Genomic DNA, 17,719 nt, shown 5'->3' with positions numbered 1-17,719 from the left:
ATTCTGTAACTCGTTATAAAGAAAAAGGACTGTCTGTTCATTGACCGTCCTTTTTCTGTGATGCGATTAGTCTGATTCTAACTTAGAATGCGAAATGTTCTGCATCCAGGTTCATCAATGGCTCTACACCTGTTGCGATCACGTCAACATGTGAACGAACGCGTGGCAGGATTTTCTTGAAGTAGAAGCGTGCAGTGGTCACTTTGGCATTGTAGAAGTCAACTTCAGTGGTGCCAGCAGCCAGTTGCTCTTGAGCAACCAGTGCCATACGTGCCCATAGGTAAGCCAGGGTGACATAACCAGAGAAGTACAGGTAATCGACCGCAGCTGCACCGACTTCTTCAGGGTTTTGCATCGCACGCATACCAATTTGCATGGTCAGGTCGCCCCATTCCTTGTTCAAGGCAGCCAATGGCTCAACGAATTCTTTCATTGCAGCATTGTCTTTGTGCGCTTCAGCAAATTTGTGGATCATCTTGGTGAAGTCTTTCAACATCGCACCTTGAGTACCCAACACTTTACGACCTAACAAGTCCAGCGCCTGAATTTCAGTGGTACCTTCGTACAAACAGGCAATACGTGTATCACGTACGATTTGCTCCATGCCATGCTCAGAAATGAAGCCATGACCACCGAAGACCTGCACACCGTGTTTCGCAGCTTCAGAACCGGTTTCAGTCAGGAATGCTTTTGCGATTGGGGTAAGTAGAGACAGGATATTGTCTGCAAATTTACGATCGGCTTCTTCTACAGCATGTTCAACCACGTCCGCATATTGCGCCAACAGGTAAACCAGTGCACGACCTGCTTCTGCATATGCTTTTTGGGTTAGCAGCATGTTACGTACAGCTGGATGCACAATGATTGGATCTGCTTCTTTTTCCGGGTTTTTAGGGCCAGACAGTGAACGCATCGCCAGACGGTCTTTTGCGTAGGCAAGTGCACCCTGGAAAGAACCTTCAGACGCTGCCAGACCTTGTACTGCCGTACCGATACGTGCGGTGTTCATGAAGGTGAACATGCAGTTCAGACCACGGTTTTCAGGGCCAATCAGGAAGCCTTTCGCGTTATCGAAGTTGATCACACAGGTTGCGTTACCGTGGATCCCCATTTTATGTTCGATTGAACCACAACGTACGCCATTGCGATCGGCAATAGAGCCATCGGCATTTAGGTTGAACTTCGGTACGATGAATAATGAAATACCTTTGGTACCTTTCGGTGCGCCCGGTAAACGTGCCAGTACGATATGGATGATGTTTTCAGCCATGTCGTGTTCACCCGCAGAGATGAAGATTTTCTCGCCAGAAATGGCGTAGCTACCATCTGCTTGTGGCTCGGCTTTGGTACGGATAATACCCAGGTCAGAACCTGCATGCGATTCGGTCAGGCACATGGTACCCGTCCACTCACCTGAAACCAGTTTAGGCAGGTAAGCATCTTTTTGTTCAGCTGAACCGTGGTGTTCTAAAGTACGAACTGCACCGTGAGACAGGCCAGGGTACATGCCCCATGCCCAGTTCGCAGTACCGACCATTTCAGAAATGGTAATCCCTAAAGAATTTGGTAAACCTTGACCGCCATACTGTTCTTCAGCAGAAAGTGAAGGGAAGCCAAGCTCGATGTATTTTTGATACGCTTCTTTAAAGCCTGTTGGTGTAGTCACCACGCCGTCATTCCAGGTACAACCTTCACGGTCGCCCGCCTGGTTAATCGGAGAGAGTTCATTTTCACAGAAATCAGCCGCAGCTTCTAAATACTGATCTACCAGTTCACGGCTTACGTTTTCTTGGAATGCAGGGAGATTTGCATAGTGTTGTTCAGCATTTAATAATTCATGCAACACAAATTGCATATCACGTAAAGGCGCTTTGTATTGTGGCATATCGGTTTCCTCAATACTGGTTTAACCAGCGTTATAATCTTAGATGAACTAAAAACGTATCTTCACTGACACGGTTTGGAATGATTCTAATCCTGCAACATCTTCCCCTGCGGTACAAGCTTTTCAGGGGGATTTCTTGGTGACTGTAAAGTCAAAGATTAATATGCATGACGTATTAAACATATTGAGTATAAAGGCTTTAGTCATATTTTGTATGATACGAATAGTCAACTATCCAGGGTAAATAGCACCCAATAAAAAAGCACCCGAAGGTGCTTGTCGTGAATCATTGATTCCTATGCATTAATAGGCAGATGTTTTGGGCTGGAAACGAACATGACATTGACCATTCACTGTTTGTTCACCTGCTTTGATCTGTGCAGCAGTACCATCTTTCTTGCCTTGACAGGCTTGCAGCATCGCTTGTTGTTGTGCCTGACGCTGAGCCAGACGTTGATCAAACTGTTTGGTCAATTCTGCACGTTTTGCATCAGTTAATGCTTCACCGCGCATCATGCCGCCACGGACATCGGCACGCATCAGGCGATGTTCACCTTTCATGCCGCGGTGTTCGCCGCGCTGGCCTTGCATGTTTTTACGATCGGCTTTAAAAACGATAGTACAGCTGCCATCAATGGTTTTATCACCGGCCTTGATTTGAACCGCTGAACCTACGGCTTTATTGTCACAGGCCTGTTGCAGCTGTTTGGCAAATTGCAGACGTTCCGCACGCTTTGCTTTAAACTGCTCGCGCTGTTCAGGTGAAAGATGATGCTGTTTTTTACCCTCATGATGATGTTTCATCATTTGGCGATGCTCATTGTTCGGTACATTACTGGTAGATTGACAGGCAGTCAAAGCACCCATAGAAAGAACACTGGCACTGATTAAGGCTATTTTTGTCATGGCTTGCATTGTATTTATTCCCGTCAAGAACCTGATTTTATGTCAGGTAAAGATTAAACAATAAAGATGAAGAAACAATGAAGAGTTTTTTGATGCCATGTTCGCTACAATAATGAATATAGAAGAAAAATTGAGATTTCTGTTTTGAACATTCGCCGTATTCCGATTGCATTACGTCTATTTTTGACTGTACTGTTGACCACGCTGGTTATTACCACAGTGAGTCTGGGTGTACTGCATCTGAATATGCAGCGTAATTTCGCCCGCTATGTGGCTGATGTCGAAATGCAGAAACTGGATTATGTGATTAAAAATCTGGCGGATGTCTATGCGGTGTATCAGGACTGGGGCAATGCGATTCAGGCCCAGATTCTACAAATGGAAGGGGAGGCTGCGCCAGATGATTATGACCGTTTATCACGCTGGTGGCTACGCCGTCAGTATGATATTGCCTTGCAGCAGCGCTATTTTCAGGAACAGACCCTGGTTCAAGTCGCACCCAGTATGGTCGATCCGGCTTTGCCACCGCGTCAGGTCAATGAAGAAGAGTTACGCCTCCTGGCTTCCAATCTACCCTCGCAGTTTCAGCCCTTTGAAGGCCTAAAATTCCCGCTGAGTTCCAATCAGAATCTGTTTAGAACTGACCGTAAGAATGGCGAACAAGCAGCACAGCAGCCGACCGGCAAGAAGCAGTTTATCCAGATGCCGGACCGTCTTGGTCTCAGTTCACGTCTTTCGCTGTATGATGCAAAACGTCGTTTTGTGGTCGGTGAGGCTTCAGATGAGCAGATTTCCTATCGTCCGATTATGGTGAATAATCAGATTGTCGGCTATTTGGGCTTAAAGCCGGTTCTGGATCAGGATGATGCCTTAAGTATTAATTTTTTTAGTAATCAAAAGCGTTATTTATTTTTGGTCTATGCGCTCAGTATTTTGGCCAGTCTGATTGCCTCCTTGTTATTGGCGACTTATTTCAAGAAACCAATTCAACGTTTGCTGAATGGTACGCGTGCTCTGACCCAAGGCAATTATCAGTATCAGGTCAAAGTCAACCGCAATGATGAATTGGGTGATTTGTCCAATGAATTAAATGCCTTGGCTGTGATTCTGGATCAGCATGAAACCTCACGCCGTCAATGGGTGGCAGATACCTCACATGAATTGAAAACGCCACTAGCAGTCTTACAGGCACAGATTGAAGCGATGCAGGATGGGATTCGTAAACCCACCCCTGAACATTTTGCTTCCATGCTGGCGCAGGTCACCAGCCTGAAAAAACTGACACAGGATCTGGCCGCATTGGCACAGGCCGATGCGCAGCAATTGCAATTTTACTTCTCGACGGTGAATCCGTGGGAGGTGGTACAGCAGGAACTGATCAACTTCCAGCCAAACTTTGAACAGGCTAAATTGACGGTCACCGCAAATGGCGAAGATACTGAGTTAAATCTGGATCTGGACCGCTTTAAACAGATTGTGGCCAACTTGCTGAGTAATAGTATTCGCTATACTGAAGCGGGTGGGCAGGTGCATATTCATAGCACGCAGGATGAGAAAGAATGGACCTTATATGTCGATGACAGTCCATTTGGTTTGAGCGATGAGCAACTGGCGCGGATTGGCGAGCGTTTCTACCGTGTCGATGATTCGCGTACCCGGGCGACTGGCGGAACTGGGCTTGGTTTGGCATTATCATGTAAAATTACGCAGGCGCTGGGTGGCAGCTTAAGCTTTGCGCATTCACCACTCGGTGGTTTACGCTGCAAACTGAGTTTTCCTAAACAAATGAAACCCTAAAGGAAATATATTGATGAAACATGTCATGCTGGTTGAAGATGAAATCGAACTTGCACAATTGGTGCGAGACTATCTGGAAGCTGCTGGTTTTGAGGTCAGTATGTTTCATGATGGGCAGGAAGCATATAACAGTTTTACCCAGCGTAAACCAAGTCTGATGATTCTGGACTTGATGGTGCCGCGTATGGACGGCCTGACCATTTGCCGTAAGGTACGTGAACAGTCAGACTTGCCGATTATTATGGTAACCGCGCGTACTGAAGAAATTGACCGTGTGTTGGGTCTGAATATGGGTGCAGATGATTATCTGTGTAAACCATTTAGTCCAAAAGAGTTGGTTGCACGGGTACAGGCAGTCTTACGTCGTCTGGACCGTAAATCAGAACCGGAAAGTAATGATCTGTTCCGTATGGATAAATCCCAACAGCGTATCTGGTATCAACAAAAGGCCTTGAATCTGACCCCGACTGAATTCCGTTTACTGGAGTTATTCCTGGAACATGTCGGGCAGGTCTATTCACGTGCGCAATTGCTGGATCATATCAATCCAGACAGTTTTGATGTCGCGGATCGCGTGATTGACAGTCATATCAAGAATTTGCGCCGTAAAATTTCGGATGCTGCTGAAACCGGCAACCGTCATGAGTGGATTCAGGCGGTCTATGGTGTTGGCTACCGTTTTGAATATCCTGAAGACTGAGTCTAAGGCAATGAAAAAAGCGAATCCGGAAGGGTTCGCTTTTTTATACTTTGAAAATAATTTTGGCTACACAAACTCGTGGAACATTGCTTAATCAATGAGCATGAAACGGTAAAAATCACTAAAAAACCTAATTAATGGTGATAGTGTTTTTAAAATAAACTTAAAATTTTGAATTATATAAATAAAAAATATGATTTCATATAGGGTGTATTGTGTTAATTTTAGGGAAAATAAATAATTATTACTTTAAGGCCCACTACCTAATTCTGTAATGAGCCAATTAGAGTTAGGATTCTTTTGCATAATATTAATAAAGAAAATATAGTCTCCGGGCGGATTTCCGGCATCATCCGTATGTACTATTTTTAATTTAATCATCAATGAAATAATTTTATAGAATTGTTGATAGTATTCAGGTCTATATTTTGCTGAGTCATAGTCAACTTTTATAATTTCTAAAATTTTTGCCTCTTTGAAAAAGTGGACTCTTTTAGGACTTTGCATTTGCAAATATAGTTGTCTATCAGGCCAAACATTCTTTAGTGCTGATTTCAAATCTCCCATGGAAAGCGAATTTAAGAAAAAAACTGTTGTCTGTTTAGCCACCTCTTTGTCATGAACAGTTTTTTGTTTATACGAGATCAAGCCTAAAAAAAAGCATAGAAATATAAGCAAGATTCCTATTTTTATAAATATTCTAGATCCTGTCATTTCACTTTCATCTTTCGAAAAAATAAGTAGCAGGCTAAGAGACACCCAAGCCAAAACAAATAATCAATAAAAAAATTGAAAAAAACAAATTGATCTAATCCTATAAGAATATTTAAAGGATCGATGGCTATACTACCGACTGGAGATATTTCACCATCTACTAAGAACTGTAGAGGAAATCCTCCGGCTATGACTTTAACCTTTGCAACTTCATCTATTCCTGTGCGTTCAACCAATATATATTTCTGATAAAACAAAGATAAATAAGTCAAAATAAATGCTAAACAATTAAAATAGATTATTTTTTTCATAAAAAATTCTTTAACTTTGAAATCAGTTAAAAATAACCAATAAGACAAACCTGGAAATAGAGCCATAAGAATAGTCCAAGTATCGGTATACATCTTCCACCATTCTTTCGAAATTTCTCCTGTATGACTCCACCCTAAAAGAACAAAAAATGGTGTAGCAATAATTAGAGAACTAATACAGATGGTCAGCAAGTTAAGGAGGCTATAGCGATTTAAAAGAATTGAAAACATGAAGCTGAAAGGTACAGTTAAAATACAATAAGCTAAGTAAACAAGAGCATGTCCTACAAAAATCACAAAAATTGAATATAGGCTGTATTCACGATTCATTATGATAAAGAACAATGCTGCAAAGAAAAGTAATGGTAGCGGAGCAAGTAATAACGCTTTTACTATTTTTTCTTTTGAGTATTTCACTAATTTAACTCTCTTTTTTAATCAATAAATATTAACACTATACTGATTTTCTTAGAGATCCTTGCCAAATTTAATATAATGGCTGTTATACGAAATATTGCTCAAAATTATGATGCATTCAGAGGATAGTATGTTGTTTAGATTGTGGATAACGCTTAAATTATCCACAGTTTTTGTTTTTGATGTGAATAAATTAAGACGAACAACTCACCATCACTTCCGGTACATCACTTGGCAATGGTGCTAAATCTTCAGCATGTTCCAGATCTGGCTGTTTCAGATAAGGCTGGCTGAGCAATTTAAACAAACGATCGACTTCGGAAAAATCATCACGCTCTGCCCGTTCAATGGCTTTCTGTGCCATGTGATTGCGCAGAATGTAATGCGGATTGGCTTGCTTCATGGCGGCATCCAGTTCTTCAATATCCTGATGTGCACGAATAGTTTCATATTGTGTCAGGAAAGCTTCAAACTGACGGCGATCCAGACAATCATCTTTAATAGCGTCATAGTCTTTATTTTGCAGGCGGATAAAACTCTGGGTGTAATCCAGTTGCTCACTTTGCAAGATTCGTAAAAATGCCATCGCACAGTCAAAACTGTCTTTATGGAAACCTGGTAAACCCATTTTCTGGTTTAAACCGTGTTTGTAATGTTCCAAGAATGTCGGCTCATAATGTTCCAGACAGCCGGCCAGATCCTGTTTCCATTGTTCTTTGTCATAATTCACAGGGCAGAGGGGAACCAGATTGTTTAACCATTGCCACAAGTTCCAGTGCCCGATACTTGGTTGTTGCTGATAGGTATAACGCCCCTGATAATCCGAATGGTTATTGATCCAGTTCGGACGGAAGCGTTCCATAAAGCCATAAGGACCAAAGTCCAAAGTCGAGCCGGTAATATTCAGATTGTCAGTATTCATCACGCCATGTGCAAAACCAACCAGTTGCCATTTGGCAATCATGACGGCAGTGCGCTGAATAACTTTGGTGGCAAAGCTCAGAATCGGCTGTTCGGCTTGCAGGCATTCCGGATAATGCCATTCAATACATTTCTGGGTAAATTCAGCCAGCAGATCCGACTGATACTGATTGATCCATTCAAAATGCCCGAAACGAATATGACAGTCTGAGGTACGTAACATCATTGCACCGGGTTCGAGCTTTTCGCGTTGAATGCCTTGCGTTGAGGAAGTAAAGCCAACCGCATTGCTCGACGCTACACCCAAAGAATTTAAAGCATGACCCGCCAGATATTCACGAATCACTGAACGCAGCACTGCACGCCCATCACCCATACGCGAATAGGGCGTTGCACCCGCACCTTTTAAATGCAGGTCAATAGTCTGACCTTCCTGATCAAGGATCTGTGCAATTAACAGGCCGCGACCATCTCCCAATTGTCCAGCCCATTGACCAAACTGATGACCTGCGTAGACCATGGCCAAGGGTTGAAACTCAGCAAAGACTTTCTGACCACTACACATCTCGACCCATTGCGCTTTGTCTTCATCTGACCATTGCAGTTGTTCTGCCAAAGCTACGTTAAAATGCCCGGCTTTTGTGCCTTTCAACGGTAGCGGAACTTGATGGTGGTAAAGGGCAGCAGGAAGGGTTTGATAACGAGAGTTAAAATACATGGCACTTAGTACAGGCTTGGAATACCTTGACTATAACAAAGTTGCCTGTAGAAAACTGTTGTATAAACGAGAGTTCAAGTTATCTTTCAGACATAAAAAAAGCCCCGATTGGGGCTTTTTTGTGAGCAGTTTTATTAAGATACTGCTGATTTTTTCAAATTACGAACCAGTAAATTCAAGGTTGCCCGGTGATGGGATAAACGCTGTTCAACCAGCTGGAATTCAACTTTCAGTTTGTCATCCATCTGGTGAATTTTTTCTGCCATAGAAGCCTTTTTCACCTGAATTTCTTGCTCTTTTAGTTTGGCCCAGTCATTTAAGGTTTGGGTAAAGGCATCATATTCCTGTGCAATCTTGGTTTTCACAGTAATGATGTCTTCAGAAACATCATGGCCATAGACCGCAAGATCCTGTTCAGCATATTTAAACTTCATTGCCAGTTCCGCTTTTTTGATATTAAAGCTAGGAATACGACGTAAGTTTTTGGCTAAACCCAGTTTAGAACAGGTCCAGATCAACCATTTGGTTGGATCGTATTGCCACCATTTCACGCCATTACGGTAATCGTACTGGAAAATGTGGTGATAGTTATGATAACCCTCACCCCAGGTGGCAATCGCAAGTACGAAGTTGTCACGTGCAGTGTTCTCGTCGGTATAAGGACGATTGCCCCACATGTGACACAGCGAGTTGATGAAGAAAGTCACATGATGGCTTAGGATTAAACGCACTAATCCACCCAGCAGCAAGACTCCCCAGACATCGCCGACTGCCCAGCCAATTGGAAGCAAAATAGCAGCATGAACGGCAATCACTAATGGAATATAGTATTTGTCCTGAAACATGACGACTTTGTCTTTTAACAGATCTGGCGCATTTTTATAGTTTGCCACACCTGATGGATAATCACGTAACATCCAGCCGATATGTGCATACCAGAAACCTTTGTTGATCGAGTACGGATCTTGATCCACATCATCGACATGACGATGATGAGTACGGTGACCAGATGCCCAGAACAAGATACTATTCTGTACAGCAAATGTACCCATAATCATTAAGATGATTTTTAATGGTAGAGTGGCTTCATAAGCACGATGTGCCCACAGGCGATGGTATCCTGCTGTAATGCCAAGGCTGCTTACGCCCAGTAAAACAAACATGCTGATCCAAGCGGCGGCGCTAAAATCATGGTGATACGCATATAACGGAATTGCAATCAGGGCGACAATGGGTAATAACACCAATGCAAACACCGCAATCCAGTTAATGGGGGCTTTGGGTAAGGGAGCATTCATCTCCAACAGCACTCCTAGAACCTCGGAAGGTTTAACAAAAAGCAGAAACCACTGTTGATTTTAACAGCAGCCTATCTTGTTTATATTAGCATGTGGCCTATAGCATCACTAGCATTATTGTACGGTTGTATTGTACTTGTCAGTAACAGGATAAGTAGGGCAAAAACGACCATTTTGCCAGTCTAGACGGGGCTTGATTTCCGACTAAGTGACTGAGGATTATCGGTCTTTTAGACTATTTAATTGGGCTAATATTAAGCGATTTAACTGTTCATCATTTCTACAATATTGCCAGAAAATTTGCAGAATATATCTCATAGAAAATTAATTTAACATTCAAGTCGAATCAATCTAAAAGTCAGACACGCTTTAATAGCTTGACATGAAATCGAGCTGTCTTAAATAAAACGATTTGAACTGATCAATAATCAGGGTGTTTTTTAGAGTTGCTGCAGCATCAGTTTTGGGTAATCGGTAATTAGCCCTTGAATTCCCCAATCACGCAGCTCTTTGGCTCGGCTCACATCATTGACCGTCCAGACACTGATATTTAATTCAGCAGCCTGGGTGGCCTGAATCAGGTCTTTGCTGGCCAGCTCATTCATCCAGCCAATATGACAGCAATCCAGTTCTAGCGCCTGATCAATCGCTTGATATTTTAGGTCGGTTTCGATGAGTAAACCGCGTTTTAGCCGGGAATTTTGCTGTTTGAAGGCTTGCAGGACTTTGGCATCAAAACTGGTAATGATGGCCGCCTGCTCATAGCCTTGCAGTTGCTGTGCAACGCCCAGTGCAATTTTCTCAGCCGCAGCTTCGGAATCGACACTTTTGATTTCGACTTCAATATGCTCAAAGTCTCGAATGACATTTAAGGTCTGATTTAAAAGGGGAGTGGCTTCGACTTTATTCCAGTCTGACCAGGTCACAGCATGATTATAGTGTGCAAGATCTTGACGATTGCATTCATATAAATGCTTTTGCAAACCTGTGGTTCGCACAAAATCATCATCATGCATGATGATTAAGGCATTGTCTTTGAGCTGACGCACATCAAACTCAACGGCGCGAATACCGATGTCTTGAATATATTGAAAACCGCCTAGGGTATTTTCAGGGGCTTCGCCACGTGCACCACGATGACCAATTATGCGCATAGACTGCCCATAAATTGAGAAGTTGATTTCATTGTATGCGTGCTATGTGACAAAAAGATGATAAGGCTTATTGTCGTCAGATGCACTGTAAAATCAAGATACATCTGACGCGTATTTTTAGATTTAGAATCAAGAAATAATTCTAGTTTTCGATGCTGTCATTGATATTTTTTTGCCACAGCACTTCTGAACCGCCCTCGCTGCGTTGCAAGGTGCGCGATGCTACAAATAGCCAGTCTGATAAACGGTTCAGCAGTTGTAGCGACGCTGCCTGAATATTCTGGTCGCGAGAGTGGACTGACATCACGCTACGTTCTGCCCGGCGGCAGACTGCGCGCGCCTGATGGGCAAAGCTGCAGACTAAAGTGCCAGCAGGCAGAATAAAGTCTTTGAGCATTGGCAAGGCTTCATTCATACGGTCGATATCATTTTCTAAAAAATCAATCGACACAGGTTGTACCAGATTAAAACCCGGAATACACACTTCACCACCGAGATCAAATAACCAGTGTTGAATCAGGCTTAAAGATTTGTCCCAAGTGGCTTTATCTTCAATCGTGCTTGCTGAAATCTGTGCACGTAATACACCAATCACGGCATTGAGTTCATCCACATCACCGAGCGCATCAATACGTAAATCGTCTTTGGCAACGCGAGAACCATCACCCAAACCTGTGGTGCCTGAATCGCCTGTGCGGGTATAAATCTTACTTAAACGGTGACCCATGTGATTTCCTTGATTTTTAAATGCTGTAAATAAAAAGCATCATGCCATAGGCATGACATGATGCTCAAAAGTATTTATTGAAACGCTGAACTTAGTATGTAAAGGTTACACCGGCAGAAGCGAGGCGACCGCCGTTGATATAGAAAAGATCATCTCCGTATGATGCGGTTTCAAATTTTACATCACCAATATTGTCGATATTAGTGAAAAGTTTGACAGATGGATTTACATTCCAATACGCATTCAAATCAATCGTTGCGTAACCAGCAACTTTTGAATTGTCTTTAGGTGCTGATTTGGATGATACCGATGTGCTAATGCCATAAACTGAATTTTGTAATCCAGCTGTCAAGGTTAGGCTTTGACGAGGACGACGAGCTAATTCCTTATGAATCTCTTCATTTGTAGCTTTCACATAGTTGTGTGAAAGTTTTGCAAACAGTTGATCTTGTTCCCAATGAACGTAGCTTTCGATACCCTCAAATTTTGCTTTACTCACGTTGTCAATGATGTAGCCATTTTTATCATTATAATCAATGAGGTTTTTCACTTGGTTAGTATACGCAGACAAACCAGTGGTAAATCCAAGAGGGAGCTTCTGATCAATACCGAATTCAAAAGATGCACTTTCTTCAGGTTTTAAATTTGGATTGCCATAATAGTTAACATAGAGCTCATTTAAGTTAGGTGCTCTAAATGCTGTGCCCCAATTAGTGTAAATACTTGTGTTTTTCAATATTTGATAGCGAGCTGCCACCTGACCGACGGTATGCGTGCCAAATTGGTCATTGTCTTCTACACGAATACCAATTTGAGTATTTAAACCGTGATTGCTGTATTGGTGCTGAATATAATAACCTTGTGAATCAACGTCTCCTTTATATGGAGATCCGCTAGAAATAGCATCGGCTTTGGTATTTTGGAAAGTGGTACCTAATAGGATGTTTTGGTGAGCTGGTAAAATGACTTTCGTGTATAGGTCAGCTTCTTGGGTTTTACTATTTACAAAATCTTTTGAATCTAATTGATCACTTTCATCTTTAAATTGAGATAAACGTGCATTTAATTCAAGTTGATCAGAAAGTTTATATTTTGCTTTCACATTGATACTTTCATTTTTGAAATCGACAGCGTTATTTTTTAAATTTAAAAATGCATAAGAGGGAGCTGATGCAAAAACACTTGAAACATAAGTGGATTGACCTTCGTTTTGTGCATAATCCAAAGAAAGAGCGACTTGCTCATCTTCAAAACCAAATTTAGTACTAAAACCTTTTTGTTCGAAATCACCAGTTTTAATATCAGATTGCTCAGCGTTGGTCACTTGAGTTCCATCTGATTCTAGGCGTTGACCACGAATTTGGGCATAAAACCCATTTTCAGCGAGGTCAGCACCGACAATAGATTTATAAGTTTTATTTTCACCAACTTCACCTGTAACAAATACACCTGTTTTTTCAGGAGTTTTAGAAACAAGCTGTACGACCCCACCAATAGCATTCGTACCATATAAAACTGAAGCAGGACCTTTAAGTATTTCGATTTGTTTGAGGTCTGTTGTATCAATATATGCTAGAGATGCAACACCACTTGTTGCACTATTAAGTTTCACACCATCACGTAAAACAAGAGTGTGTGTTGAATTTGTGCCTCTTAGGAAAATAGATGATTGTTGACCATAGCCACCTGACTGCACCATATTTAGAGATGCTTCATTACTTAATAAGTGTGGTAATGAGGCTAAGGGAGATTGCTCAAGAATTGCAGGCTCAATAATCGAAATACGCGCGGGTACATCTTTGATATTTTGTTCACTACGAGAAGCAGTCACCACAATGGTATCCAAAGATGCTTTTGCAACTTTTTGCTCGGCAGCAAAAACAGATGAAGTGGTACCCAACGCAAGTGCGATCGCACCTACCAAGGCAGTAGGTTGAAATTGAATAGACATGAAATGCTCCATACATTCACTTCCCCGTGAATGATTGGGTGATAGAACACAACAAGCAGGTTTCCGGACTTAAATGTGCAAAGTACAGGCTTTGCTGTCTATCCACCTTCCCACATCAAGATGCAGTGGTGTAAACCGAAGCGGTTTATTTGATAGACGTTTCATTTTTACCGTTGCGGGGGCAGTGCTGGATTTACACCAGCTTCCCTAAAGCAGGAGGCTGCTTTGGCTCGTTGCAAGATGGGCGCAGTATAAAGTTTGTATGCCTTATACACAATCTACAGCAAGAATAATCCGGATGAACTTTACGCAAGCCGGAAAAATTGCATTACAATGATTTGCCCCAATCTTATAGATTGTTCAAGACATTGGTAGATCTAGAGCCAGAATAATATGCGAACCCGTGCCAAAATTTGTGGAATCACCCGAGTCGAAGATGTTCATGCTGTGGTGAACGCAGGTGCAGATGCGATAGGATTCGTATTTTATCCACCGAGTCCCCGAGCTGTTACAGCCGCTCAAGCTGCTCAACTGGTTCAAGCCATTGCACCTTATGTGCAAGTGGTTGGACTGTTTGTGAATCATTCAGCTAATGAGATTCAGGATATCTTGCAAACGGTTCATCTTGATATTGTGCAATTCCATGGTGATGAAACGCCGGAACAATGTCAGACAATCGCTCAACAGGTCGGACGCCGCTGGTACAAGGCCATTCAGGTCAAACCTGATCTTGACGTAGTTGTAGAAATTCAACGTTATCAAGATGCTGGCGCGAGTGCAGTGCTGTTAGACGCATGGCATCCTGATCTGAAAGGTGGTACGGGCCACAGCTTCGATTGGGAGACATTTCCCAAACTTGATATTCCCTTGATCTTGGCAGGCGGTTTAAATCCTGACAATATCGAACAGGCAATTCTCACCACACAGGCCTATGCCGTAGATGTGAGTGGCGGTGTCGAGTCCGCAAAAGGTATTAAAGACCAACAACTCATAGAACGCTTTATGCAAGGAGTCCATCGTGGATCAGCAAAGTACTAGCCAGAACAGTCAGGCAGTTGACTATACCCAATTCCCGGATGAACGCGGGCATTTCGGTATTCATGGCGGACGTTTTGTGTCAGAAACACTCATGGCGGCTTTAGAAGACTTGGAAAAGCTCTACTTCCGTATGAAAGATGATGCACAGTTTTTGGCAGAATTTGACCGTGATCTGGCGTTTTACGTCGGTCGTCCGAGTCCTTTATATCATGCTGAACGATGGTCGAAAGAGTTGGGTGGTGCGCAAATTTATCTGAAACGTGAAGACCTGAACCATACCGGTTCGCATAAGGTCAACAACACTATTGGTCAGGCCTTGCTTGCAAAATTGTCAGGTAAAAAGCGTATTATTGCCGAAACAGGTGCCGGTCAGCATGGTGTAGCAACCGCCACAATTGCAGCACGTTTAGGTCTTGAGTGCGTGGTATTTATGGGCGCTGAAGATGTCAAACGTCAGGCCATGAACGTGTACCGTATGCGTTTGCTCGGTGCGACAGTTGTGCCTGTACAAAGTGGCTCTAAAACCTTGAAAGATGCCATGAACGAAGCCATGCGTGACTGGGTAACCAATGTCGATTCAACTTACTATGTGATTGGTACCGTGGCAGGCCCACATCCATATCCGCAGCTGGTACGTGATTTCCAGTCGATTATTGGCCGTGAAGCACGCCGTCAGATTCAGGAGCAAGCTGGTCGTCTGCCTGATGCCTTGGTAGCCTGTGTTGGTGGTGGTTCCAATGCAATGGGCTTGTTCTATCCATTCCTGAACGATCAAGATGTGCAAATGTACGGTGTAGAAGCCGCGGGTTTGGGTATTGAAAGCGGTAAACATTCAGCGCCATTGAATGCCGGTCATGTCGGTGTACTGCATGGAAACCGAACTTACCTGATGTCTGATAAAGAAGGTCAGATCATTGAAACGCATTCAATTTCTGCCGGTCTGGATTATCCGGGTGTGGGGCCAGAACATAGCTTCCTGAAAGATATGGAACGTGTGAACTATGTACCGATCACGGACAATGAAGCCCTACAAGGCTTCCGTGACTTGACCAAGATTGAAGGGATTATTCCTGCACTGGAAAGTGCGCACGCGATGGCCTATGTGTCTAAACTTGCACCGACCATGGACAAGGATCAAATTATTATTGCGACGGTTTCAGGTCGTGGTGATAAGGACTTGATGACTGTAGCGCGTATTGATGGCGTGGAAATGGTTGAGATGTAATTTCCTTAAGTCCTCTCCTTTTAGGAGAGGGTTTGGGAGAGGTTGAATCTCACCAGAGATAAATAAAAAAATCGTGCCAGGTCTTCCTGGCACGATTTTTTATTGGATAAGCTTTAAATGAATAAACCCGCGTGCTCCCGATTGATCTTAACAATCTATAGATCTATTCGGGAGGAGTGTAATCTTTTAAGAAAACTCACTTTGCGCGCGTTCTTTGGCCCATTCGCGTAAAACAAATTTCTGCAATTTTCCGGTCGAGGTTTTTGGAATTTCGGTAATCACAACATCTTTAGGCACTTTAAAACGTGCCAGATGCTGTTTGCAGAATTCCATAATCTCTTCCGCTGTTGCAGTTTGTCCTGCTTTGAGTTCTACAAAGGCACATGGTACTTCCTGCCAGCGTGGATCCGGCTTGGCCACAACAGCTGCCGTTAAAATGGCAGGATGCTGATACAGCACTTCTTCGACTTCTAGTGAGGAAATATTTTCCCCTCCGGAAATAATCACGTCTTTAGATCGGTCAGTAATTTTGGCATAGCCATCAGGCTGACACACGGCCAGATCGCCGGTATGGAACCAGCCACCGGCAAAGGCTTCTGCGGTCGCTTCCGGATTTTTCAGATAACCTTTCATCACGATATTGCCACGGAACATGATCTCGCCCATGGTCTGACCATCATGCGGAACTTCCTGCATGGTGTCAGGATCAAGCACTTTCATACCATCTTGTAGCGGATAGGGGACGCCCTGCCGGGAATGCAGCTGCGCCTGTTCTTGAATAGACAGATCGCTCCAGCCGGCTTGTGACGCACACAGGGCAGAAGGACCGTAGGTTTCAGTCAAGCCATAGACATGCGTCACATTAATGCCAATATTGCGCATGCCTTCAATAATTGCAGCCGGTGGTGCAGCACCGGCCACCATCACTTCGACCCGATGGTCAATTTTGGTCTTTTTCTCTTCAGGGGTATTGATCAGCATTGACAGGACAATCGGTGCGCCACAGAAGTAATCGACTTTATGTTCAGCAATTAGTTTGAAAATCAGTTCGGCATCGACTTTACGCAGGCAGACGTTGGTTCCGCCGTTGGCCGCCATAGTCCAGGCGAAGCACCAGCCATTACAGTGGAACAGTGGCAGTGTCCATAAATAGGTGGCACGCGGCATCATGCCACAAGCAATGATATTACTGGCTGCGTTAATGTAGGCACCGCGGTGATGATAAACCACACCTTTGGGATTGCCGGTAGTTCCAGAGGTGTAACTTAAGCTGATGGCATCCCATTCATCTTGAGGCAAATGCCAGTCAAAATTTGCATCGCCTTGGGCAATCCAGTCTTCATATTCGATTTGACCAATACGGCTGTCTTCACCTTCAAACTCTGCATCGGCCACATCAATCACATAGATCTCTTGTGAAACCAGCGCCAGTGCTTCGGTCGCAAGTGCAGTAAATTCAGGGTCGACCAATAAGACTTTGCTTTCAGCATGTTCCAGCATAAAGGCGAGAGTCTTGGCATCCAGACGGGTATTTAAGGTATTGAGTACCGCACCTGCCATCGGCACAGCAAAGTGCGCTTCAATCATGGCAGGGACGTTAGGCAGCAGGACAGACACGGTATCATTTTTACCGATGCCTAATTTTTGGAGTTGGTTGGCAAACTGACGGCAGCGATTGTATTTTTCACGCCAGGTAATGCGGCGCTGACCATGAATAATCGCATTTTGATTCGGATAGATATAAGCTGCACGATCTAGATAGCGTAAAGGTGACAAGGCTACAAAATTTGCGGGGGTACGCGGTAATTCATCGTATGCGCTAACCATGGTAAAACTCCGTTGTATCGTTATTTTCATATCCTTTTGAAAAGATATGCACTTCTTCGAAATCTTGCATTTATGCTTTAGTCGAGTAAATTAATATAAATTTTAAGTCATTGAATATTAATTAAAATAT

General features: G+C 43.3%; 14 protein-coding genes, 1 pseudogene and 1 riboswitch. Of the genes and pseudogenes, 4 read left to right on the top strand and 11 right to left on the bottom strand.

What is annotated here, in order from left to right:
* Positions 1-82 precede the first annotated feature (82 nt).
* Both FTU90_RS06425 and FTU90_RS06420 read right to left on the bottom strand, forming a co-directional pair.
* The gene (locus FTU90_RS06425) at positions 83-1,885 is read right to left on the bottom strand and encodes an acyl-CoA dehydrogenase C-terminal domain-containing protein (RefSeq protein ID WP_005095752.1); all 1,803 of its coding nucleotides are present in this window, start codon (positions 1,883-1,885) and stop codon (positions 83-85) included.
* A 303-nt stretch (positions 1,886-2,188) separates the two neighbouring features.
* The gene (locus FTU90_RS06420; protein ID WP_159138714.1) at positions 2,189-2,800 is read right to left on the bottom strand and encodes a hypothetical protein; all 612 of its coding nucleotides are present in this window, start codon (positions 2,798-2,800) and stop codon (positions 2,189-2,191) included.
* Positions 2,801-2,935: 135 nt separating this feature from the next.
* Here FTU90_RS06420 and baeS point away from each other — a divergent pair, with 135 nt between their 5' ends.
* Positions 2,936-4,588 carry a sensor histidine kinase efflux regulator BaeS gene (baeS, locus tag FTU90_RS06415; protein WP_159138715.1) on the top strand — a complete coding sequence of 551 codons (1,653 nt, stop codon included), beginning with the start codon at positions 2,936-2,938 and terminating at the stop codon, positions 4,586-4,588.
* Positions 4,589-4,601: 13 nt separating this feature from the next.
* Entirely contained in the window at positions 4,602-5,288 is a 687-nt protein-coding gene (locus FTU90_RS06410; protein WP_004278304.1) for a response regulator, read from the top strand.
* Between the two features lie 249 nt (positions 5,289-5,537).
* On the opposite strand, the gene FTU90_RS06405 is transcribed toward FTU90_RS06410, so the two are convergent.
* The 8 genes and pseudogenes from FTU90_RS06405 to FTU90_RS06375 all read right to left on the bottom strand — a co-directional run bounded on the left by FTU90_RS06405 (position 5,538) and on the right by FTU90_RS06375 (position 13,499).
* Positions 5,538-6,002 carry a hypothetical protein gene (locus FTU90_RS06405; RefSeq protein WP_005095764.1) on the bottom strand — a complete coding sequence of 155 codons (465 nt, stop codon included), beginning with the start codon at positions 6,000-6,002 and terminating at the stop codon, positions 5,538-5,540.
* Positions 5,999-6,313 carry a hypothetical protein gene (locus tag FTU90_RS15975; RefSeq protein WP_218945072.1) on the bottom strand — a complete coding sequence of 105 codons (315 nt, stop codon included), beginning with the start codon at positions 6,311-6,313 and terminating at the stop codon, positions 5,999-6,001. The genes FTU90_RS06405 and FTU90_RS15975 overlap by 4 nt, the downstream gene beginning before the upstream one ends.
* Before the next feature lie 6 nt (positions 6,314-6,319).
* A pseudogene (locus FTU90_RS15970) lies at positions 6,320-6,730 on the bottom strand (hypothetical protein); the annotation flags it as partial.
* Positions 6,731-6,923: 193 nt separating this feature from the next.
* Positions 6,924-8,369, bottom strand: coding sequence for a YdiU family protein (locus tag FTU90_RS06395; protein WP_159138716.1), 1,446 nt, complete (start codon positions 8,367-8,369; stop codon positions 6,924-6,926).
* 134 nt (positions 8,370-8,503) lie between these two features.
* Positions 8,504-9,667 (bottom strand): acyl-CoA desaturase, encoded by a 1,164-nt coding sequence (locus FTU90_RS06390; protein WP_005095770.1) that lies wholly within the window; start codon positions 9,665-9,667, stop codon positions 8,504-8,506.
* 440 nt (positions 9,668-10,107) lie between these two features.
* Positions 10,108-10,821, bottom strand: a complete 714-nt coding sequence (locus FTU90_RS06385; protein WP_005095772.1) for a glycerophosphodiester phosphodiesterase — start codon at positions 10,819-10,821, stop codon at positions 10,108-10,110.
* A 142-nt stretch (positions 10,822-10,963) separates the two neighbouring features.
* Positions 10,964-11,548 carry a cob(I)yrinic acid a,c-diamide adenosyltransferase gene (locus tag FTU90_RS06380; protein ID WP_005172582.1) on the bottom strand — a complete coding sequence of 195 codons (585 nt, stop codon included), beginning with the start codon at positions 11,546-11,548 and terminating at the stop codon, positions 10,964-10,966.
* A 91-nt stretch (positions 11,549-11,639) separates the two neighbouring features.
* On the bottom strand, positions 11,640-13,499 hold the full coding sequence (locus FTU90_RS06375; RefSeq protein WP_159138717.1) for a TonB-dependent siderophore receptor: 1,860 nt from the start codon (positions 13,497-13,499) through the stop codon (positions 11,640-11,642).
* A gap of 36 nt (positions 13,500-13,535) precedes the next feature.
* Positions 13,536-13,748: riboswitch (cobalamin riboswitch) on the bottom strand.
* Between the two features lie 144 nt (positions 13,749-13,892).
* Between FTU90_RS06375 and FTU90_RS06370 the strand changes: the two genes are divergently transcribed.
* Both FTU90_RS06370 and trpB read left to right on the top strand, forming a co-directional pair.
* Positions 13,893-14,537, top strand: coding sequence for a phosphoribosylanthranilate isomerase (locus FTU90_RS06370; protein ID WP_159138718.1), 645 nt, complete (start codon positions 13,893-13,895; stop codon positions 14,535-14,537).
* On the top strand, positions 14,518-15,762 hold the full coding sequence (gene trpB / locus FTU90_RS06365; RefSeq protein WP_005095779.1) for a tryptophan synthase subunit beta: 1,245 nt from the start codon (positions 14,518-14,520) through the stop codon (positions 15,760-15,762). The genes FTU90_RS06370 and trpB overlap by 20 nt, the downstream gene beginning before the upstream one ends.
* Positions 15,763-15,948: 186 nt before the next feature.
* On the opposite strand, the gene FTU90_RS06360 is transcribed toward trpB, so the two are convergent.
* Positions 15,949-17,589: an acyl-CoA synthetase gene (locus FTU90_RS06360; RefSeq protein WP_159138719.1), complete on the bottom strand. Its 1,641-nt coding sequence runs from the start codon at positions 17,587-17,589 to the stop codon at positions 15,949-15,951.
* Positions 17,590-17,719 lie beyond the last annotated feature (130 nt).

Source organism: Acinetobacter sp. YH12200, from assembly GCF_013418175.1.
GTDB classification, from domain to species: Bacteria; Pseudomonadota; Gammaproteobacteria; order Pseudomonadales; family Moraxellaceae; genus Acinetobacter; species Acinetobacter pseudolwoffii.
Note: the sequence above shows the minus strand (reverse complement) of the source record. Positions and strands in the feature narration are given on the sequence as shown.

Excerpts from the sequence above, each read along its gene's own strand:
- FTU90_RS06425 (WP_005095752.1), bottom strand. The coding sequence starts at position 1,885 with ATGCCACAATACAAAGCGCCTTTACGTGATATGCAATTTGTGTTGCAT.
- FTU90_RS06420 (WP_159138714.1), bottom strand. The coding sequence starts at position 2,800 with ATGCAAGCCATGACAAAAATAGCCTTAATCAGTGCCAGTGTTCTTTCT.
- FTU90_RS06410 (WP_004278304.1), top strand. The coding sequence starts at position 4,602 with ATGAAACATGTCATGCTGGTTGAAGATGAAATCGAACTTGCACAATTG.
- FTU90_RS06405 (WP_005095764.1), bottom strand. The coding sequence starts at position 6,002 with ATGACAGGATCTAGAATATTTATAAAAATAGGAATCTTGCTTATATTT.
- FTU90_RS15975 (WP_218945072.1), bottom strand. The coding sequence starts at position 6,313 with ATGAAAAAAATAATCTATTTTAATTGTTTAGCATTTATTTTGACTTAT.
- FTU90_RS06395 (WP_159138716.1), bottom strand. The coding sequence starts at position 8,369 with ATGTATTTTAACTCTCGTTATCAAACCCTTCCTGCTGCCCTTTACCAC.
- FTU90_RS06390 (WP_005095770.1), bottom strand. The coding sequence starts at position 9,667 with ATGAATGCTCCCTTACCCAAAGCCCCCATTAACTGGATTGCGGTGTTT.
- FTU90_RS06385 (WP_005095772.1), bottom strand. The coding sequence starts at position 10,821 with ATGCGCATAATTGGTCATCGTGGTGCACGTGGCGAAGCCCCTGAAAAT.
- FTU90_RS06380 (WP_005172582.1), bottom strand. The coding sequence starts at position 11,548 with ATGGGTCACCGTTTAAGTAAGATTTATACCCGCACAGGCGATTCAGGC.
- FTU90_RS06375 (WP_159138717.1), bottom strand. The coding sequence starts at position 13,499 with ATGTCTATTCAATTTCAACCTACTGCCTTGGTAGGTGCGATCGCACTT.
- FTU90_RS06370 (WP_159138718.1), top strand. The coding sequence starts at position 13,893 with ATGCGAACCCGTGCCAAAATTTGTGGAATCACCCGAGTCGAAGATGTT.
- FTU90_RS06360 (WP_159138719.1), bottom strand. The coding sequence starts at position 17,589 with ATGGTTAGCGCATACGATGAATTACCGCGTACCCCCGCAAATTTTGTA.